Source organism: Micromonospora sp. NPDC000089 (assembly GCF_042899365.1).
GTDB lineage: Bacteria > Actinomycetota > Actinomycetes > Mycobacteriales > Micromonosporaceae > Micromonospora.
The window spans coordinates 474,811-492,961 of sequence record NZ_JBIAZT010000003.1 but is presented as its reverse complement, the minus strand read 5'-3'; the positions used below and the strand labels follow the sequence as shown (position 1 = coordinate 492,961).

The 18,151-nt window shown below is 74.8% G+C and carries 14 protein-coding genes; 9 read left to right on the top strand and 5 right to left on the bottom strand.

Features of this window, described 5'->3' with window-relative positions:
* The first annotated feature begins 139 nt into the window (after positions 1 to 139).
* Entirely contained in the window at positions 140 to 973 is an 834-nt protein-coding gene (locus ACFY3U_RS08975; protein ID WP_387197301.1) for a hypothetical protein, read from the top strand.
* 429 nt (positions 974 to 1,402) lie between these two features.
* Positions 1,403 to 2,206, top strand: a complete 804-nt coding sequence (locus ACFY3U_RS08970) for an HAD family hydrolase (protein WP_387197299.1) — start codon at positions 1,403 to 1,405, stop codon at positions 2,204 to 2,206.
* Positions 2,207 to 2,243: 37 nt separating this feature from the next.
* Here the strand turns inward: ACFY3U_RS08970 and ACFY3U_RS08965 are convergent, their stop codons facing one another.
* A complete protein-coding gene (locus ACFY3U_RS08965) occupies positions 2,244 to 2,990 on the bottom strand; it encodes an oxidoreductase (protein WP_387197296.1) in 747 nt (248 codons plus the stop codon).
* 272 nt (positions 2,991 to 3,262) lie between these two features.
* On the opposite strand from ACFY3U_RS08965, the gene acs reads away from it, so the two are divergent.
* The 4 genes from acs (at position 3,263) to ACFY3U_RS08945 (ending at position 9,754) form a co-directional block, all read left to right on the top strand.
* A complete protein-coding gene (acs, locus tag ACFY3U_RS08960; RefSeq protein ID WP_387197293.1) occupies positions 3,263 to 5,257 on the top strand; it encodes an acetate--CoA ligase in 1,995 nt (664 codons plus the stop codon).
* Positions 5,258 to 5,606: 349 nt separating this feature from the next.
* On the top strand, positions 5,607 to 8,087 hold the full coding sequence (locus ACFY3U_RS08955) for an immune inhibitor A domain-containing protein (protein WP_387197658.1): 2,481 nt from the start codon (positions 5,607 to 5,609) through the stop codon (positions 8,085 to 8,087).
* A 254-nt stretch (positions 8,088 to 8,341) separates the two neighbouring features.
* Positions 8,342 to 8,761 (top strand): hypothetical protein, encoded by a 420-nt coding sequence (locus ACFY3U_RS08950; RefSeq protein WP_387197290.1) that lies wholly within the window; start codon positions 8,342 to 8,344, stop codon positions 8,759 to 8,761.
* Between the two features lie 60 nt (positions 8,762 to 8,821).
* Positions 8,822 to 9,754: an alpha/beta fold hydrolase gene (locus ACFY3U_RS08945; protein ID WP_387197287.1), complete on the top strand. Its 933-nt coding sequence runs from the start codon at positions 8,822 to 8,824 to the stop codon at positions 9,752 to 9,754.
* 18 nt (positions 9,755 to 9,772) lie between these two features.
* On the opposite strand, the gene ACFY3U_RS08940 is transcribed toward ACFY3U_RS08945, so the two are convergent.
* Positions 9,773 to 10,138: a hypothetical protein gene (locus ACFY3U_RS08940; RefSeq protein ID WP_387197655.1), complete on the bottom strand. Its 366-nt coding sequence runs from the start codon at positions 10,136 to 10,138 to the stop codon at positions 9,773 to 9,775.
* Positions 10,135 to 13,248: an SseB family protein gene (locus ACFY3U_RS08935; RefSeq protein ID WP_387197284.1), complete on the bottom strand. Its 3,114-nt coding sequence runs from the start codon at positions 13,246 to 13,248 to the stop codon at positions 10,135 to 10,137. The genes ACFY3U_RS08940 and ACFY3U_RS08935 overlap by 4 nt, the downstream gene beginning before the upstream one ends.
* 153 nt (positions 13,249 to 13,401) lie before the next feature.
* On the opposite strand from ACFY3U_RS08935, the gene mycP reads away from it, so the two are divergent.
* A complete protein-coding gene (mycP, locus tag ACFY3U_RS08930) occupies positions 13,402 to 14,790 on the top strand; it encodes a type VII secretion-associated serine protease mycosin (protein ID WP_387197281.1) in 1,389 nt (462 codons plus the stop codon).
* A gap of 135 nt (positions 14,791 to 14,925) precedes the next feature.
* Here mycP and ACFY3U_RS08925 read toward each other — a convergent pair whose 3' ends face one another.
* Positions 14,926 to 15,219: a WXG100 family type VII secretion target gene (locus ACFY3U_RS08925; protein ID WP_387197278.1), complete on the bottom strand. Its 294-nt coding sequence runs from the start codon at positions 15,217 to 15,219 to the stop codon at positions 14,926 to 14,928.
* A gap of 27 nt (positions 15,220 to 15,246) precedes the next feature.
* On the bottom strand, positions 15,247 to 15,564 hold the full coding sequence (locus ACFY3U_RS08920) for a WXG100 family type VII secretion target (RefSeq protein ID WP_387197275.1): 318 nt from the start codon (positions 15,562 to 15,564) through the stop codon (positions 15,247 to 15,249).
* A gap of 362 nt (positions 15,565 to 15,926) precedes the next feature.
* Between ACFY3U_RS08920 and eccE the strand changes: the two genes are divergently transcribed.
* Positions 15,927 to 17,708 (top strand): type VII secretion protein EccE, encoded by a 1,782-nt coding sequence (eccE, locus tag ACFY3U_RS08915; RefSeq protein WP_387197652.1) that lies wholly within the window; start codon positions 15,927 to 15,929, stop codon positions 17,706 to 17,708.
* 49 nt (positions 17,709 to 17,757) lie between these two features.
* Positions 17,758 to 18,144 (top strand): phage holin family protein, encoded by a 387-nt coding sequence (locus ACFY3U_RS08910; protein WP_387197272.1) that lies wholly within the window; start codon positions 17,758 to 17,760, stop codon positions 18,142 to 18,144.
* Positions 18,145 to 18,151 lie beyond the last annotated feature (7 nt).

The window sequence follows — 18,151 nt, the reverse complement described above, 5'->3', positions numbered from 1 at the left end:
CGCACCCTGGCGACGGAACGGCCCGCCCACTTCTGGCGGGTCCGCCATCCCGGACACCATTGACGTCGGACGACGTCGTACGCCGATAATCTGAGCTCATGCCACCGGCGGAGGTGGCACCGTCCTCGAAAGCGGGGCCATGGCCGACTCGCCCGACCACCCGCGCCGCACCGATCCGACGCTGCGCATCGGTGGCTGGCTGCCGGAGAGCCGGCACCGCGCCGGCTCGTCGCCGGCCCGGCCGACCACCGGTCGCGACCAGCCGTGGCGCGCCGAGCCGGCACCGGTCGGCGCGGCGCCCCGTCCGGCGCCGCCCCGACCGCCGGACTCCGCGCCCGGGGGACGGGGACGGACGCTGGTGCTGGGCGGTGTCGCCGTCGGCGTGCTGGCCACGCTGGTCTTCGCGCTGTCGCCCTTCCGGCCCGGCCCGGACCGGGCACGGGACCGGGCGGCCCCGGTCAGGCCGGTCGAACAGGACGTGGACGCCCCGGGTGGCCCGGAGGCCCCGAGGACGGACCTGACGTTCTCGCCGGCGCCGGTGTCGCTGTCCACCCGTGCCGCGCTGCCGCCCCGCCCAACCGCGCCCACCCACCGGGCCGGTCGACCCGCCCCGCAAGGGACCACCCCGCAACGGACCACCCCGCCGGCGAACTCCACCCCGCCCGCGCCGCCGGTGGTGCTGCCCCGGCCGGACGACCTCCCTGCGCTGCCCCCGGCGATGGAGCCCGGCCTGCGGTCCGCCCCCGGAGGCCCGGAGACGTTCGTCGACTTCGTGAACGGGCACGGCTCGGAGGTGGTCGTCTACTGGCTGGACTACGGCGGCCAACGGCAGCGGTACGCGATCCTGCCGCCCGGCGGGACGCACCGACAGCAGACGTACTTCGGTCACGCGTGGGTGGTCACCGACACGGCCGGCACGGCACTGGCCTGCTTCCAGCCCGTCCCGCCGGCCGGGCGGGCCCTGATCCGCTGACCGGCCGGCGGCCGGGCGTCCAGTCCAGGCGGAACTCGTTGCCCTCGGGATCGGCGGGGACGACGTGGCCGGCGGGCGCGGTTCTCCTGCTGGAGGAACACAAGGGACGACCCCCGCCGGGGGGCGACGGGGGTCGTCGGGAGGTCCGGCTCCGGGGGGGTGTGAGCCGAACCCACTCAGCGGTGCGGGGGGTGCAACCGCCGAGGGTCTCTCAGCCGGCCGAGACATGAACACTCGTCGTGAGGAACAGCATGCCGGAGTCGAGTGCTCACGTCGAGTGGTCTCCGCCCCACGGACTGCGAAACAGCGAGAGCGGAGTGTGACCGCCGTCACGTCGTGCGGCCGTGGTGGGGAGTGGCCCGCAGGTCGAGGGGGGTGGTGACCCCGGGCACCCGCCGACGATAGTCCATCGGGCTAGACTTTCGCGCCGTGGGCCGAAGTGCCGCTTTCTTCGATCTGGACAAGACCGTCATCGCCAAGTCGAGCGCCTTGGCATTCGGGCGGCCGTTCTATCGGGATGGGCTGATCACCCGGCGGGACGTGGTCAAGTCGGCGTACGCGCAGCTGATGTTCCGGCTGGGCGGCACCGACGAGCAGACCATGGCCCGCACCAGGGACTACCTCGCCGCGCTCTGCAAGGGCTGGCCGGTGGAGCAGGTCCGCCAGATCGTCGCGGAGACCCTGCACGAGCTGATCAACCCCTACGTGTACGCCGAGGCGGCCGCCCTGATCGAGGAGCACCAGGCCGCCGGCCGGGACGTCGTGCTGGTCTCCGCATCGGGCGACGAGATGGTCCGCCCGATCGGCGCGCTGCTCGGCGTCACCGACGTGATCGCCACCCGGATGAGCGTCCAGGACGGCCGCTACAGCGGCGAGGTGGAGTTCTACGCCGCCGGCCCGCGCAAGGTGGAGGCGGTCGGCGAGCTGGCCACCGCCCGGGGGTACGACCTGGCCGACTCGTACGCCTACTCCGACTCGTACAGCGACCGGCCGTTGCTGGAGTGCGTCGGCCACCCCACCGCGGTCAATCCGGACCGGGCGCTGCGCAAGCTCGCGGTGGAGAACGCCTGGCCGGTGCTGGAGTTCCGGCACCCGATCCCACTGGGCCGCCGGCTGCGCGAGCGGCCTGCCGTGCCGGTCGCCGCGGCCGCGCTCGGCGTCGGGGTGGGCGTCGCGATCGGCATCGCCTGGTACGGCCGGCACCGGCGCACCCGCGCCATCCAGCCGGCCTGACCCGGCGCCCGGGCGGCGCGTCGGAACCTACCCGGGGTCAGGAGCCGGCGAGGATCTCGTCGCCGATCGTGGTGAGCTGGTCGGCGCCCACCTCCACCGCGCTCAGATAGTGCCGCAGCCAGGAGCGCAGCCCGTCCGGGGTGCCGGTGGCGAACGCGCCGGCCGACCCGACGTACTCCGGCTCCCGCTCGCGGTGGCCGACGTCCACCGCGACCAGCCCGCGCGGGTCGAAGCCCTTCGACATCAGCACCAGCCGGGCCGCGGCCCGGGCCACCACCCCGGACGGCCCGGCGAACGGGCGCAGGTTGAGCAGCTCGCCGTGCACCACCGCGGCCAGCACCAGCGGGGAGACCTCGGTGCCGCCGGCCACCAGCGCGGCGAGCCCGTCCAGCCGCGCGCCGACCACCGGGTCGGCCACCGGGCGGCCCAGCTCGGGCTCGGCGACCACGTCCCGGGCGGCCAGCACGTGCAGCCTGGCCAGCACCTGCCGCGGGGCCGTCGGCCACCGCTCGGTCAGGCCGGGCAGCGCGCCGGCGACCCGCAGCGCGCCCTGCAGCACCGGCTCGGTCACCGTGCCGGCGCGGACCGCCTCGCGCTCGTGGTCGTACCCCTCGAGGGCGGCGCTGGCCACCGCGGACCGCAGGCTGACCTCGGCCGCGACCTGGCCGCCGTGGCGGCGCAGCGCGCGGTGCCGCATGGCCTGGTCGACCCGCTCGCGGGCCCGCTCGACGGCGGGGGCGATGTCGGCGAGCGCGAGCAGCGGCGCGAGCGGATCCGTGGTCACCCCGCCACGCTAGCGACCGGTACACCGCACCCCGCCGCCACCCGCCGCATCCGCGACCGGCGCCACCCCAGCGGCTGTTCTCCGAAGCACGGCATCGGCGTTCCGCGCCCGCCCGGAGCACCCCCGGGGGACGGCGCGGCGGGCCGGCCGTCGAGCGCGCGGCGGGGGCCGCTGAGCGCGTGCGCGCGACCTGAGCTGTCGCGGGCCGGATCGGCCGCGACTAACCTCTGCGGAGGGTAGGAGACGCAGGTCACGGGACGAAGGAGTCACGCATGAGCGAGGCATTGGCCAACCTGTCGAACGAGACGCGCCAGTTCCCGCCGCCGGCGGCGCTCGCCGCGCAGGCCAACGTCACCGCCGACGCGTACGCGGAGGCCGCCGCGGACCGGCTGGCCTTCTGGGAGCGGCAGGCCGACCGGCTGGACTGGGCGCGGCACTGGGACGAGGTGCTCGACTGGTCGAACCCGCCGTTCGCGAAGTGGTTCGTCGGCGGCCGGCTCAACGTGGCGTACAACTGTCTCGACCGGCACCTGGCGGCCGGCCTGGGCGACCGGGTGGCGATCCACTGGGAGGGCGAGCCGGGCGACACCCGCACCCTGACCTACGCCGACCTGCACCGGCTGACCTGCCAGGCGGCGAACGCGCTGACCGAGCTGGGCGTGGTGGCCGGCGACCGGGTGGCGATCTACCTGCCGATGATCCCGGAGGCGGCGGTCGCGATGCTGGCCTGCGCCCGGATCGGCGCCACCCACAGCGTGGTCTTCGGCGGCTTCTCCGCCGACGCGCTGACCAACCGGATCCAGGACGCCACCGCCAAGGTGGTGATCACCGCGGACGGCGGCTACCGGCGGGGCAAGCCGTCGGCGTTGAAGCCGACCGTCGACGAGGCGGTGGCGAACTGCCCGTCGGTGGAGCACGTGCTGGTGGTCCGCCGCACCGGCGAGGACGTCGCCTGGTCGGAGCGGGACCACTGGTGGCACGAGACGGTCCAGAACGCGCCGGCCCAGCACGACGCGCAGCCGTTCGACGCCGAGCACCCGCTGTTCATCCTCTACACCAGCGGCACCACCGCCCGGCCGAAGGGCATCCTGCACACCACCGGCGGCTACCTGACCCAGGCCGCGTGGACCGCGCACGCGGTGTTCGACCTGAAGCCGGAGACGGACGTCTACTGGTGCACCGCCGACATCGGCTGGGTGACCGGGCACTCCTACATCGTGTACGGCCCGCTGGCCAACGGCGCCACCCAGGTGATGTACGAGGGCACCCCGGACACTCCGCACAAGGGCCGGTTCTGGGAGATCGTCGACCGGTACCAGGTGAGCATCCTGTACACCGCGCCGACCCTGATCCGCACCATGATGAAGTGGGGCGAGGACGTCCCGGCCGGGTACGACCTGTCCTCGCTGCGGCTGCTCGGCAGCGTCGGCGAGCCGATCAACCCCGAGGCGTGGATGTGGTACCGGGAGCACGTCGGCCGGGGTGAGCTGCCGGTGGTGGACACCTGGTGGCAGACCGAGACCGGCGCCATGATGATCTCGCCACTGCCCGGCGTCACCGCGGCGAAGCCCGGCTCGGCGATGGCACCGCTGCCCGGCATCGTCGCGGACGTGGTGGACGACCAGGGCCAGCCGGTGCCGAACGGCGGCGGCGGCTACCTGGTGCTGCGCGAGCCCTGGCCGTCGATGCTGCGCACCATCTGGGGCGACGACAACCGCTTCCTGGAGACGTACTGGTCCCGGTTCGGTGCCGGCGCCGGCAGCACCGGTGGCGACGCCTGGGTCTACTTCGCGGGCGACGGGGCGAAGAAGGACGACGACGGGCACCTCTGGCTGCTCGGCCGGGTGGACGACGTGATGCTGGTGTCCGGGCACAACATCTCCACCACCGAGGTGGAGTCGGCGCTGGTCAGCCACCCGTCGGTGGCCGAGGCGGCGGTGGTCGGCGCGACCGACCCGACCACCGGGCAGGCGATCGTCGCGTTCGCCATCCCGCGCGGCAGCGCGGACACCGCAGGCGAGGCGGGCGAGCGGCTGATCACCGAGCTGCGCAACCACGTGGCGAAGGCGCTCGGCCCGATCGCCAAGCCGCGCCAGATCATGCTGGTGCCGGAGCTGCCGAAGACCCGCTCCGGCAAGATCATGCGTCGGCTGCTGCGGGACGTGGCGGAGAACCGCTCGCTGGGTGACGTCACCACCCTGCAGGACTCCTCGGTGATGGAGCTGATCTCCTCCGGGATGAGCGGCACGAAGTCCGACGAGGACTGACGGCGGCCGAATCCCCGGCGGGCGACCGGACGATAGACGGCGGGGCCGGTGGCGGATGAGCCACCGGCCCCGCCTTGTCGTGCCCGCCGACCCGCCCTGATCGAAAGTCGTCACTGTGGATCCGATTCGCCGAATTTGCGCTGGCCAGAACGTTCGGTTACGGCCGGGGGTGTGACGGTGAAAAGCGTTCCCAACAACTTCTTGCAACAAATCGACGCGCAGATCTTCCCACCCGTCCCGCCAATGTCTATGTTCACCATGGGTCCCACTAGTGGGACGTCCTTCCCCGGCCCGTACCCCCGTTGGGCCGGTTCCCTCACACCGGAGGTACCACGTGCGCAAAGTCGCAGTGGGTCTGCTCGGGCTTTCGCTGACGGCAACGGGGCTGCTGGCGGGTACGTCCGCCAGCGCCGCCCCCACGCCGAAGCTGCCGACGGCCGCCCCGTCGGTCGGCGAGACCGCGCAGGTCGAGCACGATCTGCCCAACCCGCTCGAGGACAAGCGGCGGGCGCTGCGCCAGGAGGGCCTCAACGAGGTCCTCACCGGCAAGGCGAAGGCGCAGAAGATCAACGGCAGCACCGTGGTCAAGGTCGGCAAGACCGCGACCAACGCCGCCGGCAAGAACACCGCGGCGCGGCGGACGACGAACCTGGCGGCCGCCACGACCGACCAGTACGTCGAGCTGGAGCGCGAGAAGACCGACCGGATCTTCGTGATCCTGGCCGAGTTCGGTAACGAGCGGCACCCGTCCTACCCGGACAAGGACATCGACCCCACCACGCCGGGGCCGACCCGCTTCGACGGGCCGCTGCACAACCAGATCGACGCGCCGAACCGGGCCGTCGACAACTCCACCGTCTGGCAGCCGGACTACAGCGCGGACCACTACCGCCAGCTGTACTTCGGCACCGGGCAGGGCGACGAGTCGCTCAAGCAGTACTACGAGGCCCAGTCGTCCGGCCGGTACTCGGTCGACGGCGAGGTCACCGACTGGGTCAAGGTCAAGTACAACGAGGCCCGGTACGGTCGCTCCAACGACAACCCGAACGACGCCAACGGCGACGACCCGGCGGTCTGCGCGCAGACCACCTGCCAGAACACCTGGGCGCTGGTCCGCGACGCGGCCAACCAGTGGGTCGTCGACCAGAAGGCCAAGGGTCGCACCGACGCGGAGATCGCGGCCGACGTCAAGTCCTTCGACCAGTGGGACCGCTACGACATCGACGGCGACGGCAACTTCAACGAGCCGGACGGCTACATCGACCACTTCCAGATCGTCCACGCCGGCGGCGACCAGGCCGACGGTGACCCGTACCAGGGTGAGGACGCCATCTGGAGCCACCGGTGGTACGCGTACGCCACCGACCAGGGTCAGACCGGCCCGCCGCAGGCCAAGCTCGGCGGCACCCAGATCGGCAACACCGGGGTGTGGATCGGCGACTACACGGTGCAGCCGGAGAACGGCGGCCGGAGCGTCTTCTACCACGAGTACGGCCACGACCTGGGTCTGCCGGACGACTACAACACCGGCGCCAGCGGCGACAACAGCAACGAGCACTGGACCCTGATGGCCCAGAGCCGGGTCAGCGCCAAGAACGACGCCGGCATCGGCGAGCGCGGTGCCGACCTGGGCGCGTGGAACAAGCTGCAGCTCGGCTGGCTGGACTACGAGACCGTGGTCCCGGCCAAGCAGGACCCGCAGACCATCAACCTCGGCCCGTCGGAGTACAACTCCAACAAGGCCCAGGCCGCGGTGGTCGTGCTGCCGCAGCGCGCCTACAGCTTCAACAACGGCAAGCCGGCCGAGGGAACCAAGCAGTACTTCTCCGGCAATGACGACGACCTCAACACCACGATGACCCGGACGTTCGACTTCACCGGGAAGTCCACCGCCTCGCTGTCGATGAAGGCTCGGTACAACATCGAGACCGACTACGACTACATGTACTTCGAGGCGTCCCTGGACGGGGGCCAGAACTGGGCGGCCCTGCCGTTCCTGGTCAACGGTCAGCCGAAGACCGACGGCAACGGCCGTAACGCCCTCGACGGCGACTCCGACACCGATGGTGACGGCACGCCGGACTGGGTGAACCTCACCATCCCGATGGACGTGGCCGCGGGCAAGGTCGTGCAGTTCCGCTACCACTACATCACCGACGGCGGCGTCTCCGCCGGCGGCTTCTTCGGTGACGCCATCACGGTGACCGCGGACGGGCAGACCGTCCTCTCCGACGGCGCCGAGAACGGTGTCAACGGCTGGGCCCTGAACGGCTTCAGCATCGTCGAGGAGACCTACACCAAGCTCTTCGACAACTTCTACGTGGCGGCGAGCCGGTCCTACGTCTCGTACGACCAGTACCTGAAGACCGGTCCGTACTACTTCGGCTACGCCAACACTCGGCCGGACTACGTGGACCACTACGCGTACCAGCAGGGCCTGCTGCTCACCTACCTGAACAGCCGGTGGGCGGACAACAACACCATGCCGTACGACGCGGTCAACAACCCGGGCGGTCACCCGGGTGAGGGTCGGAACCTGAACATCGACTCCCGCCCGAAGCCGCTGTACAACCTGACCGGGAACGCCTGGCGCGCCCGAGTGCAGATCTACGACGCGCCGTTCAGCCTGAACAAGGCCGACTCGTTCACCCTCCACGTGAACAGCCAGCCGCAGTACATCCGTGGCCAGGCCGCTGCCCCGCTGTTCGACGACAGCAAGCAGTACTGGTACGCGGAGCTGCCGAACCACGGCGTCAAGGTCCCGAACAACGGGGTCAAGATCCAGGTTCTGCAGCAGGACGGCACCTCGATGAAGATCCGCATTTCCTGATTCGAGGCTCCACCAGCACCACAGCGATGCCCGGGCGGGTCACCCGCCCGGGCATCGCCCTTTCTTCGCCCCGTCCGCACGGCACCGACCGTCAGCCGGTGTCCGCGCAGGTCCGGCCGGGAAACGCGCCGGTTGGCGGGGAACCGCGACGGCGTCCGTGCCGTCCGATCGGGGTGACCCCTCGTACCCTCGGCCCCGCGCTCGCGCTGGCGCTGCTCGTCCCCCTCGCCGGCTGCGCCGGGAACGGAGGCTCCGTGTCCGACGACCGGCCCACGCCCACCCCACCCGACACCACCGCCTCCGCCGCGTCGGAGTCCACCCCGACGGCCGTCGCGCCCGCCGGCCCGCCCCCCTCGCCCGCCGGTTCGCCGGTGGCGCCCGCCGGCCGCCCGACCCCGCTCTCCGCCACCCCGCCGCCCACCCTGGGCCGGCCCGCCGGTCCGCCCAAGGAGCCCACCGACAACCGCCCCACCGACGTGGTGGCGGGCAGGGTCACCCGCGGCGGCACCGGCCCCTGCTACACCTTCGTCGACGAGAACGGCCGGCAGTACGCGCTGCACGGCCCGAACGCCGGCGAGCTGAAGCAGGGCAGCTTCATCAGCCTGCGGCTCGCCCCGCGTGACGCGTCGGTGGACTGCGGCCCGGGCGTACCGATGCGGATCGTTACCGATTGACCCGGGGGCCCGGCCGGCCACGCGGCCGGGCCCATGACCTGGGGCCCTAGGCTGAGGCCCATGACCGAGCAGCGTGGCGGAGCCGTCGACGAGTCGTACGTGCTGACCGAGGGGCCGTGGACGCACCGGTTCGTGGGCGCCAACGGCAGCCGGTTCCACGTCGTCGAGGCCGGCACCGGCCCGATGGTGCTGTTTCTGCACGGCTTCCCCGAGCACTGGTGGGCCTGGCACGAGCTGCTCCCCGCGGTCGCCGACGCCGGCTTCCGCGCGGTCGCCGTCGACCTGCGCGGCTACGGGGCCAGCGACAAGCCACCCCGGGGGTACGACGGCTACACGCTCGCGGCCGACGTCGCCGGCCTGATCCGCAGCCTCGGTGAGCGGTCCGCCACCGTGGTGGGCACCGGCGCCGGCGGGATGATCGCCTGGGCCGCCGCCTGTTTCCACCCCACGCTGGTCCGCCGGCTGGTGGTGCTCGGCGCCCCGCACCCGCTGCGGCTTCGGGCGGCCATCTTCGCCGACCCGCGCGGGCAGTTCGCCGCCTCCACCACCGCGCTGCGCTTCCAGCTACCCCGGTACGAGCACCTGCTCACCAGGGACGACGCCACCGCGGTCGAGGAGTACCTGCGCCGGGCGGGCGGCCCGAGCTGGACGCAGGGGCCGCACTTCGCCGCGTACGCGCAGCGCTGCCGGGAGGCGATGCGGATCCCGCAGGCGGCGTTCTGCGCGCTGGAGGGCTACCGGTGGGCGTTCCGCTCGGTGCTGCGGCTGCACGGCTACCGGTTCGTCAAGCTGATGCAGCAGCCGCTGGTCACCCCGACCCTGCAACTGCACGGTGCCCTGGACACCGCCTCGCTGCCGCGCACCGCCCAGGGCTCCGGCCGCTACGTGGTCGCCCCGTACGAGTGGCGGCTGCTGGACGGCGTCGGGCACTTCCCGCACGTCGAGGCGCACGACGTGGTGCTCGGCGAGCTGCTGCGCTGGGCCAAGTCCTGACCGTCGCCGCCGCGGTCGTCAGACCCGCTGCTCGCGCAGGTCGACCACCTCGGCGGCCGGCGCCCAGCCCTGGTAGACGCCGAAGTCGAACACCTCCAGGCCCAGCGCCCGGGCCACCGGCCAGCGGCCGCCGGTGTACTCCACCCGCAGCCAGCCGTCGTGCTCGCCGAGCACGATGAACGGCTGCCCCTGCCAGGTGCAGGTGGTCCGCACGTACGCCAACTCCTCCACCTCGCCGGCCGGGACTACCCGGACGTACCGGCCGGGGCGTACCTCGGCGAAGCCGTCCCCCGGCTCCGGCTGGTAGATCCGGACGTCGTCGCCGTCCGGGCTGGCCTGGTACTCCCGGCTCCGCCACCGGGCCACGTAGCCGTCGCGCATCAGGGGGCACCAATCTGTCGCCAGAGCGGCGCGTCGGCGTCGAGCACCGCGATCACCCGCTCGGTGCCGTCCGCGCCGATCCGCCACAGCTGCGCGCCGTGCGGCAGCCGGGCACTGTCCACCTTGAACTCCGCCACCACGTCGCTGCTCTCGCCCGGGGCGAACCCGTTGCCGCGGAACGGCGCCCGCTCGATGACCCAGCCCTCCATGGCCCGCATCGCCGGCTCGTTCTGCCCGCCGTACGGGATCCGATAGAGACTGGGCCGGTAGGCCGGCCAGCGCAGCACGTACACCCGGTCGGCGTCCCGGGCGAAGGGGGAGTCCGGATAGCCCAGGCCGAGCGCCTCGTGCAGCTGCGCCGGGGTGGTCAGGTGGGCCAGCTCGCCGGCGCGGTGCACGAAGCCGGAGACCCGGTCGTAGCCGCGCTCCAGGTAGTACGCGAGCTGGCTGGGGGCGACCGCCTTCTGCATCAGCACCGGCCGGGACGGGTCGGTCGCCTCCGGGGCGTACCGGCTGCGCTCGGCCGGTTCCGGGGCGGACGGCGGGGCCGGCTCGACGTCCGGCTGGTCGCCGAGGCCCACCTCGGCCGCCCAGCTGGCCAGGGCCACGATCTGCTCGCCGGGCAGCTTCGCGCCGACCGGGGTGCCGGGGTTGACCGCGAACGACCACGCCTCGTCCGGCCAGTTGCGGATCAGCCGGACGAACCGCACCTCGACCGTGTCGACCTCGGTGCCGCCGTGGTCGGCCAGCCGCTCGGGGGAGGTGTGCACCACCACGTACGGCTCCCCGTCCAGCTCCTCCGTACGCCAGACGAAGCCGGCGTCACCCGGGCGGCTGCCGGGGGCCGAGTCGGGCGCGGTGGGCAGCAGCACCCGCGCCAGCAGCAGGGTGGACAGGAACGTGTCCGTGCTGCCGGCGCCGGCCGCGTCCAGCAGGTTCTCCTCGACCTCGTTGGCCGGCCGGAACGCCTCGACGTCGGGCTTCTCGGGCCGGTCGGCGTCCACCGGATCGGGTGCCACCCCGGGCTCGGCGGGCGCGGCCGGATCGGCGGCCGGGCTGACCCCGGGGGCGGCGTCACCCGCGGTCGGGTCGGGCCGGAACGCCATCGTGGCCCCGGCGTCGTCCAACCCGGCCCCGGGGCGGGCGGTGTCGTCCGGCGCGCTCACCGGGCGGGTGGCGGCCTCGTCCGGGGCGGGCGCCGCGGCCGGGAACGGCGTGCCGGCCTCCGCCCGGCCGGACGGGTCTGCCAGGTGCGGGACGGCCGCCGCCGGATCCGACGCCGCCACCCGGAACGCGGTCGTCGCCTCGGCCGGATCCGACGTGGGCCGGAACGCTCTGGTCGCCTCGGCCGGGTCCGCCCCGAAGCGGAACGCCCTGGTCGCCTCGGCCGCATCCGCTTCCGAGCGGAGCGCGGTGGTGGCCTCGGCCTCGTCCGCCGCCAAGCGGAGCGCCGTGGTCGCCTCCGCCGCGTCCACTCCCGAGCGGGCCGCGGCGGTGGCCTCGGTCTCCGGCTGCCCGGGCCGGAACGCCCCGGCGCGGAACGCCCTCGTCGGCTCCGCCTCGTGCGGGATGTCGCGGGTCGTGGTGTCGTCGGCCGGGCGGGAGTACCAGCTCGCCCCGTTCGCGGCCGGCGGCGCGGACACCGGGTGGGGACCGGCGGCCGGCGGCGCGGACACCGGATCGAGGCGGGGACCGACGGTCGGCGGCGCGACCCGGGGGTCGGCGGCCGGCGCGGTGGCGCCGTTGCGGGTGCCCGCGTCCGACGGCCCGGAACGGAAGGACGGCGGTTCGTGCGGCAGGTCGCGGGACTCGACGACGGTGCCCTCGATGACGATGGGCGAGAGCCCCCGGCGGGGAGCGGGCGGCGCGGAGACCGGCTCGGTGGCGGACGGCGGCAGGTCGTCCACCCGGACCGTCGGCGACACCGGTGGGCCCGGAGACGTCGCCCGGGCGGGAGCGGTCAGCCGGCCCGTCCGCTCCTCGGCGGCCACCTCGGCGGGTGTGGGCTGCCGGCGGGGCAACGTCTCGCCCGGCCCGGCAGCGGTACCCGGCTGGAACGCCCGAGGCGTCTCCGCCTGCGGGTCCGCCCGACGGTCGGGGGTGGCCGGCGACGCGCCACGCTCGTCCGCCCGCTCCATCGGGAACGCCCGGTCCATCGGGGACCCCGGGGCCGCGTCATCGTGCGGGCGTACCGGACGGCGGCGGGGGAACGGCTGGCCGCCGAGCCCGGGCCGGGCCGGCGGGGTGGCCCGCTCCCCCGAGCGCAGCGGATTGTCCCGGGGTGAACGCAGCGTCGCGCCCCTGCCGGAGGCCGGCTCGAAGAAGGAGCTGCGGCTGTTCGGTGGGGTCTCCTCGCCGAGCGGGCGGCGACGCAACGGCGACGGCCGGCCCAGCTCGGCGGCCGCTCTCCGGCCCTCGGCGGGGCCGGACGAACCCGGCGCGGTAGCGCCGCCACCGGCGGCGGCCGCCGGACGGTCGGGCTGGGCCAGCTGGTGGGCCGGCGGAGCGTCCGGTGGTGGTGGCAGGTCGGCCGGCGGAGCGTCCGGGCCGGCCCCGCGCTGGGGGAAATCGCCGGCGCCCGGCACGCGGGCCGTCGGCGGCGGACCGGTCATCGCACCGGGCCCCGCGGCGCCGCCGGTGGCCGCCTCGGGTGGCGCCTCCCCTCGGGCCCGGGCCAGCGCCTCGGCCCGCTCCAGGCGGGACCGGGCGCCCATGGTGCGACCGGGCAACCGGACGTCACCGCGGGACAGCTGGGAGACGAACCAGGCCGGCAGGTAACCCTCGACGGGCAGGCCGGGATTGACCGCGAGCCACCACTCGTGCTGCGGCCAGTCGGTGGCGAGGTCGGCGAACGGCACCCGCCGGCTGGGGCCGGCGGTCGCGCCGAGGCAGGCGTGCAGCGCGGCGGTGGAGGTGAAGGCGAGCACGTGCGTACGGCCGCCGGTGGTCCAGGTGCCCCACCCCACGGGCGTATCGCCGGCGAGAACCTGGGCGGAGACCGGCAGGAGCAGCTCCGTCCGGGCCAGGACGCGGAAGTACGCCTCCTGGTCGTTGGCGCGCAGCGCGTCCCGCATCGCCGTCTCGGCCTCGGTAGCCGGCTCCCAGTCGGTCACGGCCACCTCTCCTCCCGCGAACAGGCCATAGGCATCGCGTACAACCTACAAGGTGAAAACAAGATCACAATGGGTCGAGGGTCGGGGGCGCCCCGTCGGGCGGCCGAAGCGATAACATCCCGTTCCGTAGTCGCCACGATACGGAGGCGGTCGATGTCCCGAACCGGCGCCCGGCCGGCCCTCGCCGGCGTGGCAGCGGCCGTGCTGGCCATCCTGCCGGCGCTCTCCGTGTCCTCGGTCACCCCCGCCCAGCCGGCGCCCGAGCGGCCCACCAGGGCGGCCCCCGCCACGGCCGGGCGGCCCCCGACCCTCGCGGCCCTGGCCGCGATCCCCGCTCGCGGATCCGCCCGACGGCCCGGCCTCGCGGCGGTCCCGGCCGCCAGGGTCCCGGCCGCCAGGGTCCCGGCCGCCGGGGTCCGGGCCGCGGCACCGGGCTGCGCCACCCCGCTCGCCCCCACCCGCCCGGTCGGTGCCACCCCGTGGCCCCAACGCCGGTACGCCCCGCAGCGGCTCGCCCCCCTCGCCAACGGCGCCGGGATCGTCGTGGCGGTGATCGACTCCGGGGTCGACCGGCGACACCCCCAGCTGCGCGGCCGGGTGCTCGACGGTGCCGACTTCCTCGACCCGGGCGGCGACGGCAGCCGTGACTGCGCCGGCCACGGCACCGGGGTGGCGAGCATCATCGCCGCCACGGACAGCCCCGGGGTGGCCTTCGAGGGCCTCGCCCCGAGGGCCCGGATCCTGCCGGTACGGGTGAGCGAGCAGCAGGTGGTCGACGGCCGGGAGTCGGGGCGTACGGTCGCCGCGACCGACTTCGCCCGGGCGATCCGCTGGGCGGTGGACCACGACGCCGACGTGCTGAACCTATCCGTCGTGCTGTACGCGGACGACCCGGCGGTACGCGCGGCGGTCGAGTACGCGGTCCGGCGGGACGTGGTGGTGGTGGCCGCCGCCGGCAACCTGCACGACGGCGGTGATCCACGCCCCTACCCGGCCTCGTACGACGGGGTGCTCGGGGTGGGCGCGATCGGCGCCGACGGCTCCCGCTCGACGTTCTCCCAGACCGGCTCGTACGTCGACCTGGTGGCCCCGGGCAGCGACGTGCTGATGGCCATGCCCGGGCAGGGCCACCAGCGAGCCGAGGGGACGAGCTACGCGGCACCCTTCGTGGCGGCCACCGCGGCGCTGGTCCGCCAGTACCGCCCGAGCCTGAGCGCGGCCCAGGTGGCCGACCGGATCGTCCGCACCGCCGACCCGGCCCCGGGCGGCGACCGGGCCGGCTACGGCGCCGGTGTGCTGAATCCGTACCGAGCCGTGGTGGAGACCGGCCCGGGCCCGGCCCGGACGGCTCGCCCGGCGGCGCTGCCGGCCGACCGCGCCGACCCGGCGCTGCTGGCCCAGCACGCCCGACGGGCGGCGGCCCGGGACCGGGCGGTGCTGGTCGCCGCGGTCACCACCGGCGCGGTGGCGACGGTGGCGCTGCTGGCGATGGTGCTGCCCCGCGGCGTCCGGCGCGGCTGGCGCGCCGCCGGCCCGCGCTGACCCGCGGCCCCGAGCCCGGCCCGTCGAACCGGCTTCGCCCGCGGACCGCAGGCGACCCGGCGCCGAGCCAGGGAGCCGCCGTGGGACCGGGGCGGCGGCACCGACGTGGTCGTCGGGCGCCGCCGCCGGGCGGCCTCACTGGAACAGGCCGACGTTCTTCTTCTCGGTGTTCAGGTAGTCGGTCGCGGAGTCGTCCACCGCCAGCTTGATGTCGCGCAGCATCGCCTGGAGATCCTGCGACGCGGACCGCCACCGGGCCTGGCGCTGCTCGTACGCCTGCTGGGCCTCGCCGGCCCAGCTCGCCACCAGCGGCGCCGCGTCCCGTTCCAGCTGGCCGAGCTGCGAGTCGAGCGTGTTCAGTGCCTTCTGGATGTCCGCGCTCGCCTGCTGCAGCGCGGCGAAGTTGACGACCAGCACGCCGTTGTCCATCGGATGCTCCTCCCCTTGCGATCTGGTCTACAGCGGCAACTGGATGCCGCGGTTGGTGCCGGCGACCCGGCTCGCCGCCTCGGTGTCCGAGACGTCGTACTGCCGGCCGGACGTGCGGATCGCCTGCGCGGTCTCCCGCAGCGCCCGGTGCAGCGCCGCCTGGTCCTGCGACCACTGCTGCTTGACCTGCTCGAACGATCGGCCGCCCGCGCCGCGCCAGGCCTGCTGGAGCACCTCGAGCTCGGCCATCAGGCCGCTCAGCATGGACTGCAGGGACTGGTCGACCTGCTCGAACTTCGCGGCGGCCTGCTGCATCACCGCGGCTTCTGCCTGGGTCTGGGACACCCGGACGTCACCTCGTCTCCGGTCAGGGCTGGCCGCCGGATCGTCCACCCTGGACGCTCCGCACCCGAATTCCCGCGCGCGGAGCGCGGCGTGGCGACGGTCAGCGAAACTCGTCGCTGACGGTAGCCGTCCGATCGCCGTCGTGCTACCCCATCGGGCTCTCCTGTGGACAACCACGGACCCGGTGGACCGCCTACGATGGGTCACACCGCCGTCGCCCTGAGGGTCCACGGCCCGGGCCGACGCGTCGGTCCGGGCCGCGCCGGGACCGCACACGACCGGCATGCGGCGGCGGTGAGTAAGCGGGCACGATCGGCGGAGGAGACGCGGTGACGGTGAGCACGACCGGCCGCCCGAGCCGGGTGGCCCGGCGCTCGCCGGCGCGCCGCGTCGCCGCCGGCGGCCGCCCAGCCGCCTCGATCCGGGCCGGTCAGGTGGTGGCCGCGCAGGTCGCCGTGGCGCTGCCGGTGGCCGCGATCGGCCGAGGCGTCGGGCCGACCGTGCTGGCGCTGGCCGCCGCCGCGTTGCTGTTCGCCCTGGCCTGGGGGCGGTGGCGCGGCCGCTGGCTGTTCGAGTGGTCCGCGACCGGCCTGGGCTACCTCACCCGGCGGCACGCGCTGGCCCCGGCGGCCGGCCCGGAGGCCCTGCTGGAGCTGGTGCTGCCCGGCGCCGCCGTGCACGCGGCCGAGCTGGCCGGCGGCCCGGCCGCGGTGGTCGACGATCCGGCCGGGCTGACCGCCCTGCTCGAGCTGGGCGACCCCGGGGACCTGCTCGGGGACGGATCACGCCCGCTGCCGACGCCCGTCGCGCTGCTACCGCCCGCCACGCCCGAGCACCCGCCGGTGCGGATCCAGCTGCTGCTGCACGCCGCGCCCGCGCCCGCGCCGTCGGCCTCCGGCGGCACCGCCGGTACGTCGTACCGGCAGCTGACCGAGGGGCGGCTGCCCGGGCAGGAACGCGCCCTGCTCGCCGTCCGGGTGCTGCGCGCGGACGGCTGGTCCGACCGGGAGCTGCGTACCGCGCTGTCCGGCACGGTGCGGCGGATCGTGCGCCGGCTCGACCCGCTCGCCGCCCGGCCGCTCGGCGCGCCCGCCGCGCTGCGGGTGCTCGGCGAGCTGGCCCAGCACGAGGGCGGCCAGCCGGTCCGGGAGCACTGGCAGGTGATCCGCTCCGGTGGCCTGCTGCATGCGGCGTTCCGGCTGGGCCGCTGGCCCGACCCGCGCACCGACCTGGGCCGCCGGCTGGTGCCCCGGCTGCTCGCGCTGCCCGCCACCGGCACCACCGTCGGGCTCTGCGCCGGGCCGCGGCCGGGCGCGGACCCCGCCGAGGTCCCGGTCGAGCTGACGGTACGCCTCACCGCCCGCAGCACGGCCGAGCTGGACGTCGCCGCCCATGCGCTGCGGCACCTGGTCACCGAGGTGGGGGCGCAGCTGCGCCGGCTGGACGGTGCCCAGCTCGACGGCCTGGCCGCCACCCTGCCGCTGGCCGCGCCCGGTGTGCCGGCGGGCGGCGCACCGGAGCCGTTGGAGCTCACCCTCGGCGAGGCGGGCCTGATGGTGGGCGCCAACCGGCACGGCGGCGCGGTCACCGTCCGGCTGTTCCGTCCGGAGGGCACCCGGCTGGTGCTCGTCGGCGGCGTGCGCGCGGCGCACCTGCTGGTGCTGCGCGCGCTGGCGCTGGGTGCCGTGGTGGTGGTGCAGACCGGTCGTCCCGGCGCCTGGGAGCGATTCGTGCGGGGCGTCGGCACGGCGGGTGGCGGTGTCACCCTGCTGCCGCCGGGGCGCCCGGTGGCCGGGGCGCCTGGTTCCCCGCTGCGGCCACTGCTGCTGGTCGTCGACGTCGGCGCGGTGCCGCCCGAGTCGGCGCCGGGGAGCGCCTGGGTGGCCACCCTGGTGATCCGGGACGAGCTGACGCCGGCCGATGTGGACACCCTGGGTCGGGCCGACCTGGCGGTGCTGCAGCCGCTGGCCCCGGCGGAGGCAGCGCTGGCCGGGGCGGCCCTGGGGCTGGGCGGTTCGGCGGAGTGGCTGACCCGGATCCGGGAGGACATGGTGGCGGTGGTGAACCGTCGCGCGCTGCGCTGGGCGCTGCTGTGCCCCACGCCGATCGAGACCCAACTGATCGGGCGGCCGGGGCGGCACTGAGCCGCGGCCGGGCTTCCGCCGGCTGATCACGCGTGGCAGCATGCCCGCCATGGGTTTCCTGAAGGGTCTGCTGATCCGGTTGGGCTCCACCGCGGTGGCCTTCTGGCTGGCGACGTTGCTGATCCCCGGCATCACGCTGGATTCCGACTCGGCCGTCGAGACGGTCAGCACACTGGTGCTGGTGGCGGTGATCTTCGGGGTGGTCAACGCGGTGCTGCAGCCGGTCATCAAGAGGGTGGGCTGCGGCTTCTACCTGCTGACCCTCGGGCTGATCGCGCTGGTGGTCAACGGCCTGCTCTTCCTGCTGACCAGCTGGATCGCCGGGCAGGCCGGGCTGCCGTTCCACGTTGACGGCTTCTGGCCGGCGGCGGTGCTCGGCGCGCTCTTCGTCGGCATCGTGACCTGGCTGCTCGGCGCGGTCCTCGACCGGGACTGACGGCGGC